Annotated in this window: 16 protein-coding genes; 7 read left to right on the forward strand and 9 right to left on the reverse strand. The window is 45.5% G+C overall.

Translation table 11 applies throughout. The features are described from left to right. Positions 1–524: 524 nt before the first annotated feature. The 3 genes from F8C76_RS13140 (at position 525) to F8C76_RS13150 (ending at position 3,454) form a co-directional block, all read left to right on the forward strand. On the forward strand, positions 525–1,598 hold the full coding sequence (locus F8C76_RS13140; RefSeq protein WP_152132185.1) for a PA0069 family radical SAM protein: 1,074 nt from the start codon (positions 525–527) through the stop codon (positions 1,596–1,598). Positions 1,599–1,743: 145 nt separating this feature from the next. Then, positions 1,744–2,094, forward strand: coding sequence for a YciI family protein (locus F8C76_RS13145; protein ID WP_129654937.1), 351 nt, complete (start codon positions 1,744–1,746; stop codon positions 2,092–2,094). A 79-nt stretch (positions 2,095–2,173) separates the two neighbouring features. Then, positions 2,174–3,454, forward strand: a complete 1,281-nt coding sequence (locus F8C76_RS13150) for an RNA polymerase sigma factor (protein ID WP_170284028.1) — start codon at positions 2,174–2,176, stop codon at positions 3,452–3,454. A gap of 18 nt (positions 3,455–3,472) precedes the next feature. On the opposite strand, the gene F8C76_RS13155 is transcribed toward F8C76_RS13150, so the two are convergent. The 5 genes from F8C76_RS13155 to F8C76_RS13175 form a co-directional block, all read right to left on the reverse strand. Beyond that, complete coding sequence (locus tag F8C76_RS13155; protein WP_152132187.1) at positions 3,473–4,954, reverse strand: vanadium-dependent haloperoxidase; 1,482 nt, start codon at positions 4,952–4,954, stop codon at positions 3,473–3,475. Between the two features lie 87 nt (positions 4,955–5,041). Next, positions 5,042–6,466 carry a Gfo/Idh/MocA family protein gene (locus F8C76_RS13160; protein ID WP_129654943.1) on the reverse strand — a complete coding sequence of 475 codons (1,425 nt, stop codon included), beginning with the start codon at positions 6,464–6,466 and terminating at the stop codon, positions 5,042–5,044. 55 nt (positions 6,467–6,521) lie between these two features. After that, the gene (locus tag F8C76_RS13165) at positions 6,522–7,181 is read right to left on the reverse strand and encodes an HD domain-containing protein (RefSeq protein WP_152132188.1); all 660 of its coding nucleotides are present in this window, start codon (positions 7,179–7,181) and stop codon (positions 6,522–6,524) included. Next, on the reverse strand, positions 7,178–7,921 hold the full coding sequence (locus F8C76_RS13170; protein ID WP_152132189.1) for a lysophospholipid acyltransferase family protein: 744 nt from the start codon (positions 7,919–7,921) through the stop codon (positions 7,178–7,180). The genes F8C76_RS13165 and F8C76_RS13170 overlap by 4 nt, the downstream gene beginning before the upstream one ends. An 84-nt stretch (positions 7,922–8,005) precedes the next feature. Next, the gene (locus tag F8C76_RS13175) at positions 8,006–8,416 is read right to left on the reverse strand and encodes a BrxA/BrxB family bacilliredoxin (protein WP_152132190.1); all 411 of its coding nucleotides are present in this window, start codon (positions 8,414–8,416) and stop codon (positions 8,006–8,008) included. 122 nt (positions 8,417–8,538) lie between these two features. Between F8C76_RS13175 and F8C76_RS13180 the strand changes: the two genes are divergently transcribed. After that, positions 8,539–9,276, forward strand: a complete 738-nt coding sequence (locus tag F8C76_RS13180; protein WP_129654950.1) for a TerB family tellurite resistance protein — start codon at positions 8,539–8,541, stop codon at positions 9,274–9,276. Here the strand turns inward: F8C76_RS13180 and F8C76_RS13185 are convergent. Both F8C76_RS13185 and F8C76_RS13190 read right to left on the reverse strand, forming a co-directional pair. Continuing rightward, on the reverse strand, positions 9,273–10,427 hold the full coding sequence (locus F8C76_RS13185; RefSeq protein ID WP_152132191.1) for a PepSY-associated TM helix domain-containing protein: 1,155 nt from the start codon (positions 10,425–10,427) through the stop codon (positions 9,273–9,275). The two genes, F8C76_RS13180 and F8C76_RS13185, sit on opposite strands and share 4 nt — an antisense overlap. A 53-nt stretch (positions 10,428–10,480) precedes the next feature. After that, positions 10,481–12,865, reverse strand: a complete 2,385-nt coding sequence (locus F8C76_RS13190) for a TonB-dependent siderophore receptor (RefSeq protein ID WP_152132192.1) — start codon at positions 12,863–12,865, stop codon at positions 10,481–10,483. A 160-nt stretch (positions 12,866–13,025) separates the two neighbouring features. On the opposite strand from F8C76_RS13190, the gene F8C76_RS13195 reads away from it, so the two are divergent. The 3 genes from F8C76_RS13195 to F8C76_RS13205 all read left to right on the forward strand — a co-directional run bounded on the left by F8C76_RS13195 (position 13,026) and on the right by F8C76_RS13205 (position 15,776). Beyond that, a complete protein-coding gene (locus F8C76_RS13195; RefSeq protein ID WP_152132193.1) occupies positions 13,026–13,610 on the forward strand; it encodes a HupE/UreJ family protein in 585 nt (194 codons plus the stop codon). An 86-nt stretch (positions 13,611–13,696) separates the two neighbouring features. Then, positions 13,697–14,134 carry a deoxycytidylate deaminase gene (locus F8C76_RS13200; RefSeq protein ID WP_152132194.1) on the forward strand — a complete coding sequence of 146 codons (438 nt, stop codon included), beginning with the start codon at positions 13,697–13,699 and terminating at the stop codon, positions 14,132–14,134. Positions 14,135–14,150: 16 nt separating this feature from the next. Continuing rightward, complete coding sequence (locus F8C76_RS13205; RefSeq protein WP_152132195.1) at positions 14,151–15,776, forward strand: S41 family peptidase; 1,626 nt, start codon at positions 14,151–14,153, stop codon at positions 15,774–15,776. Between the two features lie 4 nt (positions 15,777–15,780). Here the strand turns inward: F8C76_RS13205 and F8C76_RS13210 are convergent, their stop codons facing one another. Both F8C76_RS13210 and F8C76_RS13215 read right to left on the reverse strand, forming a co-directional pair. Further along, positions 15,781–15,984, reverse strand: coding sequence for a hypothetical protein (locus tag F8C76_RS13210; protein ID WP_129654962.1), 204 nt, complete (start codon positions 15,982–15,984; stop codon positions 15,781–15,783). 9 nt (positions 15,985–15,993) lie between these two features. Beyond that, a complete protein-coding gene (locus F8C76_RS13215) occupies positions 15,994–16,578 on the reverse strand; it encodes a MarC family protein (protein ID WP_129654964.1) in 585 nt (194 codons plus the stop codon). Between the last annotated feature and the right edge of the window lie 31 nt (positions 16,579–16,609).

Here is a 16,609-nt window from a genome sequence, read left to right on the forward strand (position 1 = left end):
TATTTCTAACCCTGTCCTGAGCCTTGCCTTGAGCGCAGTCGAAGGGTAGCCCAAGGAGTGGGTGGGAAATCCAAATATTCAGGACTTCAAGTCATTTCGAACTGTCATCCTGAGCGCAGTCGAAGGAGTTGTGAGAAATCTAAAAGTTACCAGTGAAACATGGGATTTCTCGTTACACTTGAAATGACATCAAGACTTCATCTCTTTTCTGAGTCTGTCCTGAGCCAAGTTGAGGGATTGGTTGAGAATCGTTCCCAACGGGCACATTGTCATTCTGAGCAGAGCGAAGAATCCCTTTTAGGTACCCATCCCTATGGAAACAGGTCAATGCGATGCTGAACTAAATTCAGCATGACGGCTTCATTTAACTTTTATAAACGTATTGCCCATTCAAGCCTTGTCCAGAGCAGTCGAGAACACTTACTGGCACCCTTCACCCTCCACCTTTTACCCTTCACCCATTTAACACTTACCCAAAACCAATCAAAGGAAATAATCCATAAATTTGGAATAAATCCAAAAACATGAAACCCAAAGAATACCAAAAAGGCCGAGGCGCCCAAAAAAACACCCCCAATCAATTTTTGCAGCAGGTGTACGAAGTGAGGGAAGATTTTCTGGAGTTCTGTCGTTTGGAAGGCGAGGAGGCCGAGAGCAACAAGACCCAATACATCCCTATTTTCCCCAAGACCATTGTGAACAAGGTAGACAGCCCCGATGTGGGGATGCTATACTCCATGAACCCCTACCAAGGTTGCGAACATGGCTGCATTTACTGTTATGCCCGCAACACCCATGAGTATTGGGGCTATAGTGCCGGACTGGATTTTGAGCGCAGGATTTTGGTCAAGAAGGCCGCACCGGAACTGTTGGAGGCCAAGATCAAACACAAAAACTGGAAGGCGTGCACCATTGTGCTTTCGGGCAATACGGATTGCTACCAGCCCGCCGAGCAAAAGTTTGAAATTACCCGTAAATGCCTGGAGGTCTTTCTAAAGTACCGCCACCCGGTGGGCATCATCACCAAAAATGCATTGGTGTTGCGCGATCTGGATATTTTAAAAGAGCTCAATGCCCATCAATTGGTAGGGGTCAATGTATCGGTGACCTCACTTTCAGAAAAGACCCGAAGAAAACTGGAACCACGAACGGCTTCCATCCAAAAAAGGTTGAAGACCATTAAGGTCCTGTCCGAAAACAACATTCCCGTCAACGCCATGTTGGCGCCCATGATACCGGGCATCAACAGTCACGAACTCTTGCCCTTGGCCAAGGCCGTGGCCGATCATGGGGCCCGTTCGTTTGCCATTACCGTGGTGCGTTTGAACGGGGCCATTGGACAAATTTTTACAGATTGGATCAAAAAGGCCATGCCGGACCGGGCCGAAAAGGTCCTGCACCTGATCCAAGATTGCCATGGCGGGTCCATCAACGATAGCCGGTTTGGGATTCGGAGTCGCGGAGAAGGGAAAGTAGCCCAACAGATTCATGATATGGCCCACTTGGCCCGTCAAAAATATTTTAGGGACCGGCAGTTTCCCAGATTGCGGACCGATCTGCACGAACCCTATAAAAATGGTCAGATGAAATTATTTTGATATGGTCATTTCGAGCTAGTACGCGACGGGGAAATCTATTTTTCAACTATTTTTAGAGGAAATGTCCAATCCTTGTCCTTGGTTTCGTCCTTAGGATGAAAACAATGTATAACCAGTCCTGAAAAAGGACGCAAAACGAAACGTGATGAGTAATTTTCTGTATCTGTTCAGAGGTGGTGATGACGCCTTTGACAAATTGTCCCAAGAAGAAAAACAGGCCCATATGGAAGTTTGGGGTGCATGGATGGGAGGCTTGAGTGAAAAAGGCAAGTTGTTGGACGGCCTCCCTTTGGGAAAGGATGGCAAAGTGGTCCGCGATAGGGGCGAAGTGGTCACCAACGGGCCCTTTGCGGAAGGTGCCGAAATGGTGGGCGGATATTTGATCGTATCGGCCAAGGACTATGACGAGGCTGTGGAGATTTCCAAGGGCTGTCCCATTTTTGATTATGAGGGAAGCTTTGTGGAGGTACGTGAGATCCTTTCCATGGAACACTGATGTACAAAAAGTCATTTCGAGTGAAACGAGAAATCTCTTATGGCAATTTTATCATTTAGATTTCTCACATTCGTTCGAAATGACACAATTAAGAAAGAGTCTTTTAAAAGTAATGTCACAGGACCACCACGCAACCGTAGAACACCTTTTTAGACAAGAATATGGAAAAGTGGTGGCCCTATTGACCCATAAGTTCGGGACGTCCCATTTGGAACAGATAGAGGATGCCACCCAGGACACCTTTGTGAAAGCCATGCAGGTATGGGCCTACAAATCCGTTCCGGATAATCCAACGGCTTGGTTGTATCGCGTGGCCAGCAATCGGTTGATCGATGTATTGCGGCGGGACAAGAAAATGGATTTTCATGATACTGAGCAATTGTCCCAACACAACGCAACGGAACAAGATGGCAATCCTACTTTGGATACCACCCTTTCGGACAGTCAATTGAAAATGATATTTGCCTGTTGCCACCCTGCGCTTTCCCAAGAGTATCAGATTGTGTTGAGTTTGAAACTTATCGGTGGGTTCAGCAATAAGGAACTGGCAGAGGCCCTATTGAAAAAGGAGGAAGCGGTGGCCAAATCCTTTACTCGGGCCAAGAAAAAGTTCCGGGAAGAGGTAAGAATGCTCAAGATTCCTGTGGAAATGGGCCTTCAGTCACGTTTGTTCCGGGTATTACAGGTCATTTATCTGTTATTTTCGGAAGGCTATGCCGCTACTTCGGGGGCCTTGATCATTAAAAGGGACATTTGTTATGAGGCCCTGCGGTTGGCCTTGTTGATGCAACAAAATACCTATTGCCAACACCCCAATTTGGAAGCATTGATCGCTTTGATGTGTTTTCATGCGTCCCGTTTTGATGCCCGACTGGATGATGAAGGTGCATTGGTCACCTTGGAACATCAGGATCGGAGCAAATACAACCAAGAGTTGATTGTGATAGGGATGCGGCATTTGGAGCGTGCAGGGACCCAGGACCGAACGCCCTCCAAGTATCATTTGGAAGCAGCCCGATCGTATTACCATTCCACGGCCAAAAGTTTTGCGGAGACCGATTGGAAGAACATCCTGTATCTATATGACTTGCAACTGAAGTTAGAGCCTTCATCCATAGTGGCCTTACATCGCATCGTGGCCTTTGCCAAGATGCATGGTGCTGAAAAAGCATTAGGGGAACTTAGGCAATTGGAGCAGAAAAACAATTTTGCAGATCAAGCCCTTTTCCATGCCATTAAAGCCGAACTATACTTCGATTTAGGAAAAACCAAGGAGCAAAGGGCTGCTTTGGAAAGAGCCATCGCCCTCACCGAAAACGAACTGGTCAAGGCACACTATCGAAAAAAAATGGGAACCTAACGCCCTTTAGGGCGTAGGCTACATCTCTTCTTCACCAACATGTTTTTTATAGAATTTCCAAGCTTCGTGGGCTACATCGCGGCCCAATTCCAATCCGGCAATATTGTCCGACTGAATATGGTATCCGCCAAGCACCCTTGAAATCCCGGCCATTTCGGCTGTTTTGGTAAACGTGGGAAACTTTAGGGTCACGGTGTCCCCAAGGTTTTCCGGCTCGGTAAGCGAACCGGCCACCAGTTCAACTTCGGAACCAAACTCATCGCTTCCCGTCCAAAGTTTCAATGCTTCGGCGCAGCCTCCACTAATGGTACTGTGACCCGAGGTATAGCTTGGAAAAGGAGGGCACAGGAACGTATCCGGGGAATAAGGCCGCCATTGGCTGCCATCCATCTCGACCATCCCTTTTCCGACGCCGCCCCAAGCTTTGATTTTCTGTTGGGCGTAATATTCGTGTACCAAGGCGAACGGTCTGGCAAAGTCATAGAACATTTTGCTGTCCCAAGAGGCAATGAAGGCATCCATGGCCACCACTTGGTTGTAGAAGAACATTTTTACATCTTGATCTAAGGTGTGGTTGTCCCTAATGGATACTTCTTGGGCAAACTTCAACCAGTGTCCTGCTTGTTGTACCGATTGGGGTCCATCCCGCATGAACTCCACCAAGGCTTTTTGCTCATCGGTGAGGTTGGCCTGCATTTCAATGACTTCCTGTACTTCTTTCTCCAACTGTTCCGAGCCAATTTGTGGAGGAGGTCCGGGTCTGAATTGATCCCCAGATTTCATGGATATGGGGGTTACCTTGTCCCAAAAAGGGGTAAGGCACCCTGGGGCAAACTGCCCACCTTTTCCATCTGAAAAGTATTTGGGTTGCCAGCGGTTGGGATCCACATTGTTGTCCACGGAATTTATAGGCTCATACCCAACATAATTGAAATAAGGAACCCCATTGGAACCTTCTTCCTCCCCATATTGATTGGCACCATCTCCCTTTCGGGCCTCAATGACCGCTTTGGCGGCCAAATTACCGATGCCCTCTGGGGTATTGGGGTCCAAACTTTCATTATTGGGGTCCAAGCCGAGCTCTTTCATGAAATCGGTAAAGAGCTCTTTATCCGAATAATAATACTCGTTCATGGCCCTATATGCAGCATAACTGATGGCAATCTCCTTGTTTTTCAGGGTCTGTTCATCCATTGGACGTCGGTCCACCCCCTCCAGATACACAGGAATCGCTTTTTCATCATAACGGGACCAAGCATCAAAGATGGAAACAAATATCAACCCTAAAAACCTAGAGGTTATAGTGGGTCTTGGTTTAAATTTTTCTGTGTCGTTGGCGGTTGCAGTAATGGCCATTTGGCTCCATTGATAGGCAAGGTTTTCAGCTCCGAGGGGTTGGGTCGCTTCCGCCACATTTTGGCCTTCTTTTCCGTTAGAGCCTTGCTTACAGGCCATAACGACCGCCAATGCAAATAGCAGTAAGAATGCTTTTTTCATCATAGGTGTGTTGTTTAGAGAAGTTACATCAGATGGATATGGAGCGTTTGCTGCCCATATCCATCGTGCAATGTAGTAATTTTGAGAAAATTACGACAGTTCCCAGCCTTTACGGTAGTTCCGGGTGACCCATTCGTTGGCCTTGTCGTAATTGGTGATCTTCATGTTCTCACCATCCCAGAAAAGTTTGCGTCTTCCTGGGTAATCGTATGGATCCCAGTCTCCCACTTTTTTACCTTCTTTCAATACTTTGTATTGATAGGCTTTTACGGCCAAGTTGCCCATAAGTACGGTTTCGGTCAACGGACCGGCTTTGGAGAAATCTGAAGAAGTGGATCCCCCATTGAGGCACACATCAACAAAATTGGCAATGTGACCGCCCATGCTACCGGGAACTCTAGGATATTTTGGTTTTGGAGCTTTGTAGAGGTCCATCATATCGGTAGGGAGCAAACGTGCATTTTGGGAATAGGTATCGCAAACCAAAATACCTCGTTCCCCATACATGATGGTTCCACCATCCCGGTTACCGACCATCTCACCATCTTTCAACTCATCGGGCAAGTTGGGCATAATGCCTCCGTCATACCAGTTCAAGGCAATATCTCCGTGGTATTCATGGTCAAATTTCAAATGTATTTTGGAAGAAGGAGGGCAGGAAGGGCTATAATCGGCCTCCACAAAATCGCCTACCCAAACCGTGGTACAGCTAGCTTCGGCTTCAGTGGGATATCCTAAATCCAGCACACTGAACGGGGTTTCCATGATGTGACATCCCATATCGCCCAAAGCACCGGTTCCAAAATCCCACCAACCTCGCCATTTAAAGGGAAGGTAGGCCTCATTATACTCCCGCATGGCGGCCGGACCCAGCCAAAGATCCCAATCCAATCCTTTTGGAACTCTTTGTTTTTCGGTAGGTACGGCAACTCCTTGTGGCCAAACAGGGCGGTTGGTCCAACAATCTATCGTATGGATTTTTCCGATAATTCCTGACTCGACCCACTCTCTTGCAATTCGGCTATCATCACTGGAAGCGCCTTGATTTCCCATTTGGGTTACAATGCCATTTTCTTTGGCCACCTGGGTCATCAGACGGGCTTCATGGATGTTATGGGTGAGTGGTTTTTCTACATAGGCATGCTTTTTCTCCCGCATAAAAGGGAGTGCAATGGTGGCGTGCATATGGTCGGGGGTAGCTACCATTATAGCATCAATATCATTCAAATGCGCGTCAAAGACCTTTCTAAAATCCTTGTATCGTTTTACATCAGGGAATTTTTCGAAAGTATCTTTGGCCCGTCTATCATCTACATCACAAAAGGATACAAACTTCACCTTTCCAGTCTCATTGAGACCTTTGATGACACCACTTCCCCTGCCGCCAACACCAAAAGCACCAACATAGAGGGTATCACTGGGGGGAACATGGGTTTTGCCCAGAACATGACTGGGTACAATAGAAAACGCAGCGGAGGCCGCTGCGGCATTTTGAATGAATTTTCTTCTTTGCATTGTGTTAGTTTTGATTGCGATTACAAGATACAAAAAACTGAAAGAGACCAAAGATCTATTGGGTACCTTCCCATTCACCAAAAAACTGATCTAGGAAGGTTTCCATGAATTGGTGTCTCTGCCGGGCCAATCTTTTTCCTGTTTTCGTGTTCATGCGGTCCTTGAGCAGCAATAACTTTTCGTAAAAATGGTTGATGGTAGGGGCCTTGGAGGCCTTGTACTCCTCTTTCGTCATCTGAAGATTGGGAGCAATTTTTGGGTCGTACAATGTCCTATTTTTGAAACCCCCATAGTTGAAGGCACGTGCAATGCCGATGGCACCAATGGCATCCAATCGGTCTGCATCCTGGACCACTTCCAGTTCTTTGGAAGTAAAGGTAGCTCCGTTATTCTCCAGACTGTTTTTAAAGGACATATGCTGAATGATGTTCACCACATGATTTATGGTGGCGATATCTACCTGTTGGGATTCCAAAAACGTTTTGGCCAGTTTCGGGCCTACGGATTCGTCCCCATCATGGAATTTTGGGTCTGCTATATCGTGGAGCAAAGCAGCAAGTTCCACAACAAGGGCGTTGGTGTTTTCGTGTTCCGCTATGAATTTGGAAGTGTTGTACACCCGTTCAATGTGAAACCAATCATGACCTCCTTCCGCATGTTCAAGCGCTTTTTTGACAAATGAGATGGTGTTTTGGATGAGTTGGTCGTGATTCATTGGTCTGTGATTATTCCCGAAGCGATAGTGGCTTCGATTTGGGCAATGAGCTCATCGGAATTGCCCTTGTTCTCTACCGGGGCGTGTACCTTTAGGGTAAGATGGGAGCCCAATCCCATCGGAAATTTTCCATACCGCAATAATTTCCAGGAGTTGTTTATGCTGATGGGCACAATCAGGGCGGAAGGGGCGTTTTTCATCAATACTTTGAGCCCGGTGGTCCTAAAAGGCTTGGGAACGCCATTGCGGCTGCGAGTCCCCTCTGGAAAAATCACGGCGCTTCGGTTGTGCTTCTCAATATACTTGCCCAGCTTTTGCAACTCGGCAATGGATTGTTTGGGATCTTTTCTATCGATCAATGCCGAACCGCTATGCCTTAAATTGAAAGATACGCTTGGGATGCCTTTTCCCAGTTCAATCTTGCTTACAAACTTAGGATGGTGTTTCCGCATATACCAGATAAGGGGAGGGATGTCGTACATGCTCTGGTGATTGGAAACCACGATCAAAGGTCGGTACGTGGGAATGTTGTGGGTGTTTTCAAAGGTATATCGTGTGCCCAATAGGTTGGTACATCTCATAATAAACCAATTGAGGATGGAAACGCTTCTTTTATGGGCATTGTAGCCAAATACCTTAAGGCAGATCCACTGAATGGGGTGAAAAATGACCAAGACCAATCCAAAACTAATAAAGAAAAGGGAGGTAAAGAGATAGGAAAGTAATTTGGCAAGTGTCATTTTCGGATGTTCAGTTTTTGGTAGAGTGTAAAAATAAAAAAACCACCCTTTAAGGGTGGCTTGTTTTTTGGACAGAAGGGATATTTAACAAAATTCGTTATACGCTTCCATCAAATTTTCTGCAATAAGCTCTGCCGGTCTACCTTCAATATGGTGTCTTTCGATCATATGCACCAATTCCCCATCCTTAAAAAGGGCCATACTTGGTGATGATGGAGGGAAGGGAACCATATGGTTCCTCGCCGTGTTCACGGCATCGGTGTCCACTCCGGCAAATACGGTCGCCAAATGGTCCGGTTTTTTGGAGTTCAGCAGGCTCAATTTGGCCGCTGGTCTTGCATTGGCCGCTGCACAACCACAGACTGAATTGACCACGATCAACGTGGTGCCCTCTTGCTTAAGGGCATTCTCAACGGCTTCACTTGTATATAGTTCTTCAAACCCGGCGGTGGCCAAGTCTGCTCGCATAGGTTTTACCAATTCTTCAGGATACATAGGCTACTTTTTAATTAGAGTCCAAAGATACGGTTTTGTTGGTTTATTTTCATGTCCCTTAACATTGTATAAGGTATAGCTTCTTGCGCAAAGCGCTATCTTTGGGCTTTAATTTTTGTAGGATGATCAAATGGGTTGCGGCCTTAATTGGATTTTTTATTAGAGGAATTGTCGGAGCGGTCTTAGGGTTCTTTGTGGGCAGTCTACTGGATGGACTTGGAGGCTCATCAAAATCATCCAGAAGTGTTTTTCAGGATTTTACCCGCCAGAGCGTTTCCCCGGCCGATTTTGAACTGAACTTGCTCTCCCTTTGTTCCATCATCATCAAGGCTGACGGACAGGTAAGCCAACGTGAATTGGACTATGTACGCCAATATTTTTTAAGCACCTATGGCAAGGAAAAGGCCAATGCCATTTTCAGGACTTTCAATGAGGTGATCAAAAAACGGGAGGTATCCGCCCAACGGATTTGTACCTATATGGTCCAACGTACTCGTTACGAGGTACGGTTGCAATTGCTACACTTTTTGTTCGGAATTGCCCAAGCCGATGGGCAGGTAAGTCAGGCGGAAACTTCCAAGCTGAGGGAAATTGCCGGGTACCTTCGAGTGGGGATGCACGATTTTGAAAGTATTATGGCCATGTTCATCAAATCAGCGGACAATGCCTATAAGATCTTGGAGATAGAAAGGAGCGCCACGGACGAGGAGGTGAAAAAGGCCTATAGAACCATGGCCAAAAAATACCATCCAGACCGTGTAGTCACTGAAGACAAAGCCATTCAAAAAGGGGCCGAAGAAAAGTTCAAGGAGGTGCAAAAAGCCTACGAGACCATCCAGAAAGAAAGAGGGATGTCCTAGGCTGTTGCCAATTTTCTTCTTCGCTTACTTTTCTTTTTCAGTTTATTGATATAGATAATGGTTCCCGTTATGGGTAAACTGGTCCCTATCAAACAGGCCAAAAAATACAACCACTTACTAAAAGTCCCATAGATTTCTCCGGTATGGATGGGTCTAATGGCCGATGCGATTTTTACGTTCAAGGGTTTGTCCGCATAGAGTTCTTTGTGAATGATTTTCCCGGAGGTGTGGATTTGCAATTGATCTTGGGCCACAGTGGACCAAGAGTCGTCCGCTATTTTTCTGAATCCATAAACGGGATTTTTTTCATTGGGCAAAGTTATGGTGAGTGTGCCCTTGTAATCCAAGGTATTGTTGGCCAAAAGTACTGCTTGTTCCAAATCAATTGTCTTGTCGTTGTCCAGATTCTCCAAATCCACTTTGGGTTGAGCCCCGCGGTTTCCAAAGACCTTGGCGCCCATAAGGGAGCTCAAACCATCCCTATAACCTTCAAAAGACCAACATAGTCCGGTAATTCCCATAATCAAAATAAGTAGACAGGAATAAAAACCAAGGGTGTTGTGCAGGTCATGGTTGATACGTTTCCAATTGGCGCTGGTCTTGATCTTGAAACCAGCCTTAACGGTTTTCCATTTTACCTTTTTGGGGAACCAAAGAACGATTCCGCTAATGGACAGGATCAAGAAAATAATGGTGGCGATGCCTACTATGGGCCTTCCCAATTCAATGTCCATCAACAGCCATCGGTGCAGTTTGAACATGCTGAACATAAAATCATCCATTCCGGTCTTTTGGGGAGCCAAAATCTCGGCGGTGTATGGATTTACCTCATAGGTAGATCCCCTTCGTTGTTTGGGGTCCTCTTTAATGGACAATTGGTAAGGGGCAGCGTTATCAGTAGACACGGTTATGGCCATGAGTTGCCCTTTGGCTTGTATGATGGGATCATCCACAATTTGGGAAAGGGATATTTTGTTACCAGTTGCCTGGACCTTCATTTCCTCTTTGAACCACTGCTCTATCTCCTTTTCAAAAGTTAGTATGGTACCGCTAAGGCAGACCAAGAAAATGATGATGCCGCTAGTCAATCCAAGCCATAAATGAACATCGTTGATAAAAGCCCGTATGCCGTAAGTTTTACTTTTTCCCATAACCATAAAAAGGCCCAACGCTTCCGCTGGACCTGTACATTTTAAATTTTCTGTTAGAATGAATAGGTGACTACCCCTGCCAAGTTGAATGGATCGGTTTGATTGATGAATCGGGTTCTATAGGCGTTGTACCCTATTTCATCAAAAACATTGTTGGCGATGACCCTAAAGTTCCAATTTCGATTGAATCGATACGAAGCTTGAAGGTTGACCAAGGTGTAGGCATCTACATCAAAAGGTTTTTGATTGGGTACTATACCTTCATGGGTAACGGCGCCGGCACTCCAGTCGTTGATGGGTCTTTTCCCGGTGTAGTAGGCGCCCCCACCAAAGGTGAGGCCTTCCAAGGCTCCTTTGAACCCGTAGTTCATGTAAAGGTTGAAAGTGTGCTTAGGGGTATTCAAGGGTGCAGATCCATATACAAATGAGGTGTGATCCTTGTACTGTGCATCAATATAGGAGTATCCTCCGATCAGTTCCAGATTGTCCAATAATCTTCCGGTCAACTCCAGTTCCACACCTTTGCGTTCATCGTTACCTCCTTTTTGGTAAAACCCAGTGGCCACCCAGTTTTCATCATAAACAGGTAGGTTGATGTTTTTGTTGTTGATTTTAAAATACGTAAAGTTAAATCGAAGCTTGTTGTCCAACCAGTTGGTTTTGATTCCTGCTTCCAACTGATCAAAACGCTCGTTGCCCAAAGGTTCCCCATTCTCATCCAATCTGGATGCTGTTCTGGGGTAGGCGCTGTTGGTGTAAGAAGCAAATACATTGATGTTTTGGTACGGGGTCACAATAATACCTGCCAAAGGATTGAAGGCATCATTGGAAACAGACTCGGTGTCCGTATCCGTTTTTGTGGTGCTGTAACGAATGCCCAAGAACGACTTCAGCCAGCTGTTGAAGGTGACCACATCCTGCGCCACAAACCCTAGGGATCGTGATGAAGCTTCTCCCTCGTTGGGAGCCCCAAAGGCAATGTTGGAAGGCAAGGTGTTGTTTATGGGGGCAAAGACATCAATGGTGTCCAGGTTGGATATGGTTTGGGAGAAGGTGCTGTAGCTGGAAGATCTATAGTCCATACCCACTTGGAAGGTATGTTTGATGCTCCCTGTTTCCAGTTTATCCCCAATAAGATCTACTTGTAGGACGCTGTTCTTGTCATTTCGCTCAGAATTGGAGAACCCTCTGATGCGTTGGTTATAAATGGCATTGTCTTCGTTGTCCGTGATGGCATTGCCCAAGCTGGCACCTCTGCTGTCCAAATCCAAATTGGAGTGGTAATAGGCCACTTGAAGATCAAGCTGATCATCCAACTCCCTGTTGAAACGAATGGAGTAAGTTTGGTTCATGGTGTTGGATCTATCGGTCTCAAAGCCCAAGAACTGATCATATGGCATATCGTAAATGGCATTGGTGTTGTTCTCGCCCAAGTTTACGGTTCCTATGTCCGGGGTACGGCTATCATCCAAGTAATCCATTTCCATGGTAAGCTTGCTCTTGTTGTCAATACGCCATTCCAAGGATGGGTTGATGTAAAAGCGCTCGCCTTCGACCTTGTCCCTAAAAGAATCCCCCTTTTCAAAGGTTCCATTGATTCTAAAAGCAAGATTTTTACTGTTGTTGAGAGGTCCGTACACATCGTAGGTGGTCCTGGCTTGTCCAAAACTGCCCACACGTCCGCTCACATTACCGCCAAATTGATATCTGGGGGTTTTGGTCACAATGTTGATGACCCCACCTGGGCTTCCCAAGTCGGTGGCCACCCCTTGTGTAATGGAAGCGGCACCTTTCAATACTTGGATATTATCCACCCCTTGCATATCGGTGAGTACGCCAACTCCCCTAAAATCAGAATTGATCCGCACCCCATTTTTGAGGATGGGGATTCCCCTAAAACCGCGGGACGACATACTTTCCCTTTGATTGCCATAGGTGGCAAAGGTGTATACGCCGGGTACGTTTTTGGTGGCTTCGGATATGGTTAGGTTACCCTGTTGCTCAATAAGCTTTTCAGAAACCACTGAAATACTCTGGATCTGTTCATATGGAGCCAAAGGCAGTCGAGTAAGGGCCTCGATTTTATCGGGATGTTCATAACGGTTCCCAAACACTTCCACTTGTTCCAACTCGTTCCCTTGCTCAAGCGTGAAGTTTAGGGTCACTTCGGTGTTGGAGCGCACCTCCACCTGTTGTTTTGCGGAATGATATCCCACGGAAGAAACCACTATTTCGTAGGTGTTGGGAAGTAGATTTTTGAGTTCATAAGCGCCATTTTGATCGGCCGAGACCCCAATGCCGTCAGCTTTTATGATCACATGGGCAAAAGGAACAGGCTCACCCGTAGTATCGGTAATGGTGCCGGAAACACTCCCTTGTTGGGCGGAACAGACCCCTATGGTTGTAAATAAAAAGATTGAGAATAGGTTTTTGAACATTATAGTGATTATTTAGACTTATTAAAAATAGATGGCAAATATAAGGCTGGGGGCTATAACCAAACAAGGATTATTTAGATTAATTAAAAATAATTTTAAAGGGATTTCAATTCCTGCTTTTAAAGCGGTGATTATTACCTATTTTTGGATTTAAAAGAGTATGCAGGAATTCTTGTTTTACATCAAATTGGGGCTTAACCACGTCTTGGACTTTGGGGCTTACGACCATATTTTGTTCCTATCTGCCTTGGCGGTGCCCTTTACGTTCAAAAATTGGAAACGGGTGTTGATCTTGGCCACCATTTTTACTGTTGCACATTGTACGTCCCTGGCCCTTTCGGTATATGAAGCGGTTACGGTTGATGTTGGCCTTATTGAGTTTCTGATTCCGGTCACCATTTTATTGACGGCCCTCTTCAATTTTGCCTATGTGTTCAAAGAGGCGTTGGATGTTGGACTTTTTCTTCATGTTCTGGCCACGGCTTTTTTTGGGTTGATCCATGGTTTTGGATTTTCCAACTATTTTAAAATGCTCATGGCCGAGGAAGAGGATAAAATCACGCCGCTTTTGGGCTTTGCCACAGGAATAGAACTTTCCCAAGTGACCATCATTTTGGCGATTTTGACCTTGGCATTTGTGGTTTTGGATGTATTGAAGGTCAAAAGATCCATTTTTATTGCTGTGACCTCCATTTTGGTGATTGCCATTACAATACCCCTGCTCATTGCAACGTTTCCCATGTAGGCCCTTCGTTAAAATTAATCGAATAAGGTTGTACGGGTCTTTCAAAGCGGGTATATTTAATTATTCTCGATTTTTTTATTGGATGTATGAAGGAGAGTAAACAAGAAAAGTACGACAAAGCGTATTTGCGAATGGCCTTGGAATGGGGGAAACTTTCCTATTGTCAGAGAAGACAGGTGGGGGCCATTATCGTAAAAAATAGAATGATCATTTCCGACGGGTACAACGGAACACCTACGGGATTTGAGAATATATGTGAAGATGATGAGGGATATACCAAATGGTATGTACTTCATGCGGAAGCCAATGCCATTTTAAAGGTGGCGTCCTCAACCCAATCCTGTGAGGGGGCCACTTTGTACATCACCTTGTCCCCGTGCAGGGAATGTAGCAAATTGGTGCATCAGTCTGGCATAAAACGTGTGGTGTACCAAACCGCGTACAAAGACGATTCAGGATTGAAATTTTTGGAACGGGCCGGCGTTGAAATCGTGCACATGCCTGTTCTGGAGGAAATGGTGTAAGCCTCAACTTGCTATTATGAAGAAAATTAATGGATATATCTGGCCCACACTGCTGGCCCTTGCCGTAGCCATAGGGATTTTTATAGGGGGGAAACTCCATTTTAACGATACTCCGGAAAAATTGTTTTCCACCAATTCCAAGAAGGACAAACTCAACCGACTTATAGATTATATCGACTACGAATACGTGGACGAAATTGACACGGACAGCATAGTGGATGTGACCGTGAACAATATTTTGGGCAAGCTAGATCCCCATTCCGTGTACATTCCCAAAAGCGAAATGGATGAGGTCTCCGAAAACATGAAAGGTGATTTTGCCGGAATAGGCGTCAGTTTTTATATGTTTAGGGATACCATTACGGTGATACGGACCATTAAAAACGGTCCAAGCTATATCAGCGGTATAAAGCCTGGAGATCGCATATTAACGGCCAATAGCGACACACTCTTTGGAAGAAGGGTGCCCAACAATGAGGTGGTCTCCAAACTCAAGGGCAAGATAGGCACCAAAGTGGACCTTAAAGTGTTTAGAAAGTCGGAGAACCGTACCATGGATGTCACGGTTACCCGCGGGCATGTACCCATTCGAAGTGTGGATGCCTACTATATGCTCACCAAGGATTTGGGATACATCAAGATCAATCGCTTTGCCGAATCAACCTTTAAGGAATTTCAGGATGCCCTAAGAAAGCTAAAATTACGGGGAGCCGAGAAGTTGGTGTTGGACCTAAGGGATAATCCCGGGGGTTATCTGGGCATTGCCGAGAAATTGGCAGATGAGTTTTTGGAAGATGACAAGTTGATTCTCTTCACCAAAAACAAAAAGGGAAGAATAAAAAAGGCCTTTGCGACCAGCAAGGGTGATTTTGAGAACAAACCGGTATATGTACTGATCAATGAACGTTCCGCATCGGCAAGTGAGATCATAGCCGGTGCCCTTCAGGACAATGACATAGGGACCATTGTGGGAAGGCGTTCCTTTGGAAAAGGCTTGGTGCAACGGGAAATGGACTTGGGAGATGGTTCCGCGGTGCGACTAACCGTATCCCGATACTATACCCCAACGGGCCGTTCCATTCAAAAATCATACAAAAAAGGACATCGAGACTACTACCAGAAATTTATGGAACGCTACACCAATGGCGAACTGGTTTCTGCCGACAGCATTAAAGTAGCGGACTCCCTAAAATTCCGTACCCCAAAAGGGAAAATCGTCTACGGAGGGGGAGGCATTATTCCGGATGTTTTCGTGCCTATTGGAAGTAATGAGGAAGAGGCCATTGAAAGTATGGACGATACCTACCAATTCTTTTCCCGATTTGTTTTTGAACACTTGGAAGAGGATAGAGACCGATACGCTTCCTATAGTATGAACCAATTTTTGGAGGAGTTCCGTGTGGACGATATTCTTTTTGATCAGTTCCTCCAATTTGTGCTGAACCGGAAGATAAAGATGGACTTCTATGCCCAAGAGGACAAAATAAAGGCCTACATCAAGGCCAATATTGCCGAACAGTTGTTTTCGCCCAATCTATCTGCGGAAATCAAAGGAGAATATGACCCTATGCTCAACAAGGTGCTTGAATTGGATACCATTACATTTGACCAACCCGAAGTGGGTGCGGCCATCAAAAAATAAGGGATTAGTTGTCCTTTATCTTTTTTTCAATCTTTTTTGAAGTCATAAAGATCAATAGCAACACAATGGCGCACAATGATGCCACGATTCCAATCAAGGCAATGGTGCTGTCCCCTTGAAATGGGTTTTCAAAATCAACCAGGGTTACGTTATAAGCGATTAGCGCCAAGGCCAAAACAATAAGGACGATACTGAAGGGTCTGTTCATAAACGAATTTTAAATGCCATGCGTAAAGAGCTCATTGATATTGGCGGCAAATAGCTTTACGGCAATCGCCAAAAGAATCACCCCAAACACTTTTCGGATAATGTTGAGGCCGTTTTTGCCCAATACACGCTCAATTTTGGCACTGGACTTCAGTACCAGATATACAAAGATAATGTTTAGGATAATGGCAACGATGATGTTTTCCACATAGTATTCCGCACGGAGGGCCAACAGGGAGGTCATGGTCCCGGCCCCGGCAATAAGCGGAAATGCAATGGGAACTATGGAAGCACTTTCCGGTTCATCATCTTTATAAAGGCTGATGCCCAAGATCATCTCAATGGCAAGAAAAAAGATAATGAAGGAACCTGCCACGGCAAAGGAGTTCACATCAATCCCTATCAAAGACAAGATTCTTTCCCCCACAAAAAGGAATGCTACCATGATACAGGCTGCCACAATGGAAGCTTTTTCAGATTGAATATGCCCTACCTTGTTTCGCAATGAGATAATGATCGGGACACTTCCTACAATATCTATCACCGCAAAAAGAATCATGCTGGCGGTCGCTATTTCCTTAAAATTGAAATTCATGGCTGTATTTTTTTCAGTCTGCAAATGTACG

Source organism: Flagellimonas olearia (assembly GCF_009184425.1).
In the GTDB taxonomy this organism is placed as follows: domain Bacteria; phylum Bacteroidota; class Bacteroidia; order Flavobacteriales; family Flavobacteriaceae; genus Flagellimonas; species Flagellimonas olearia.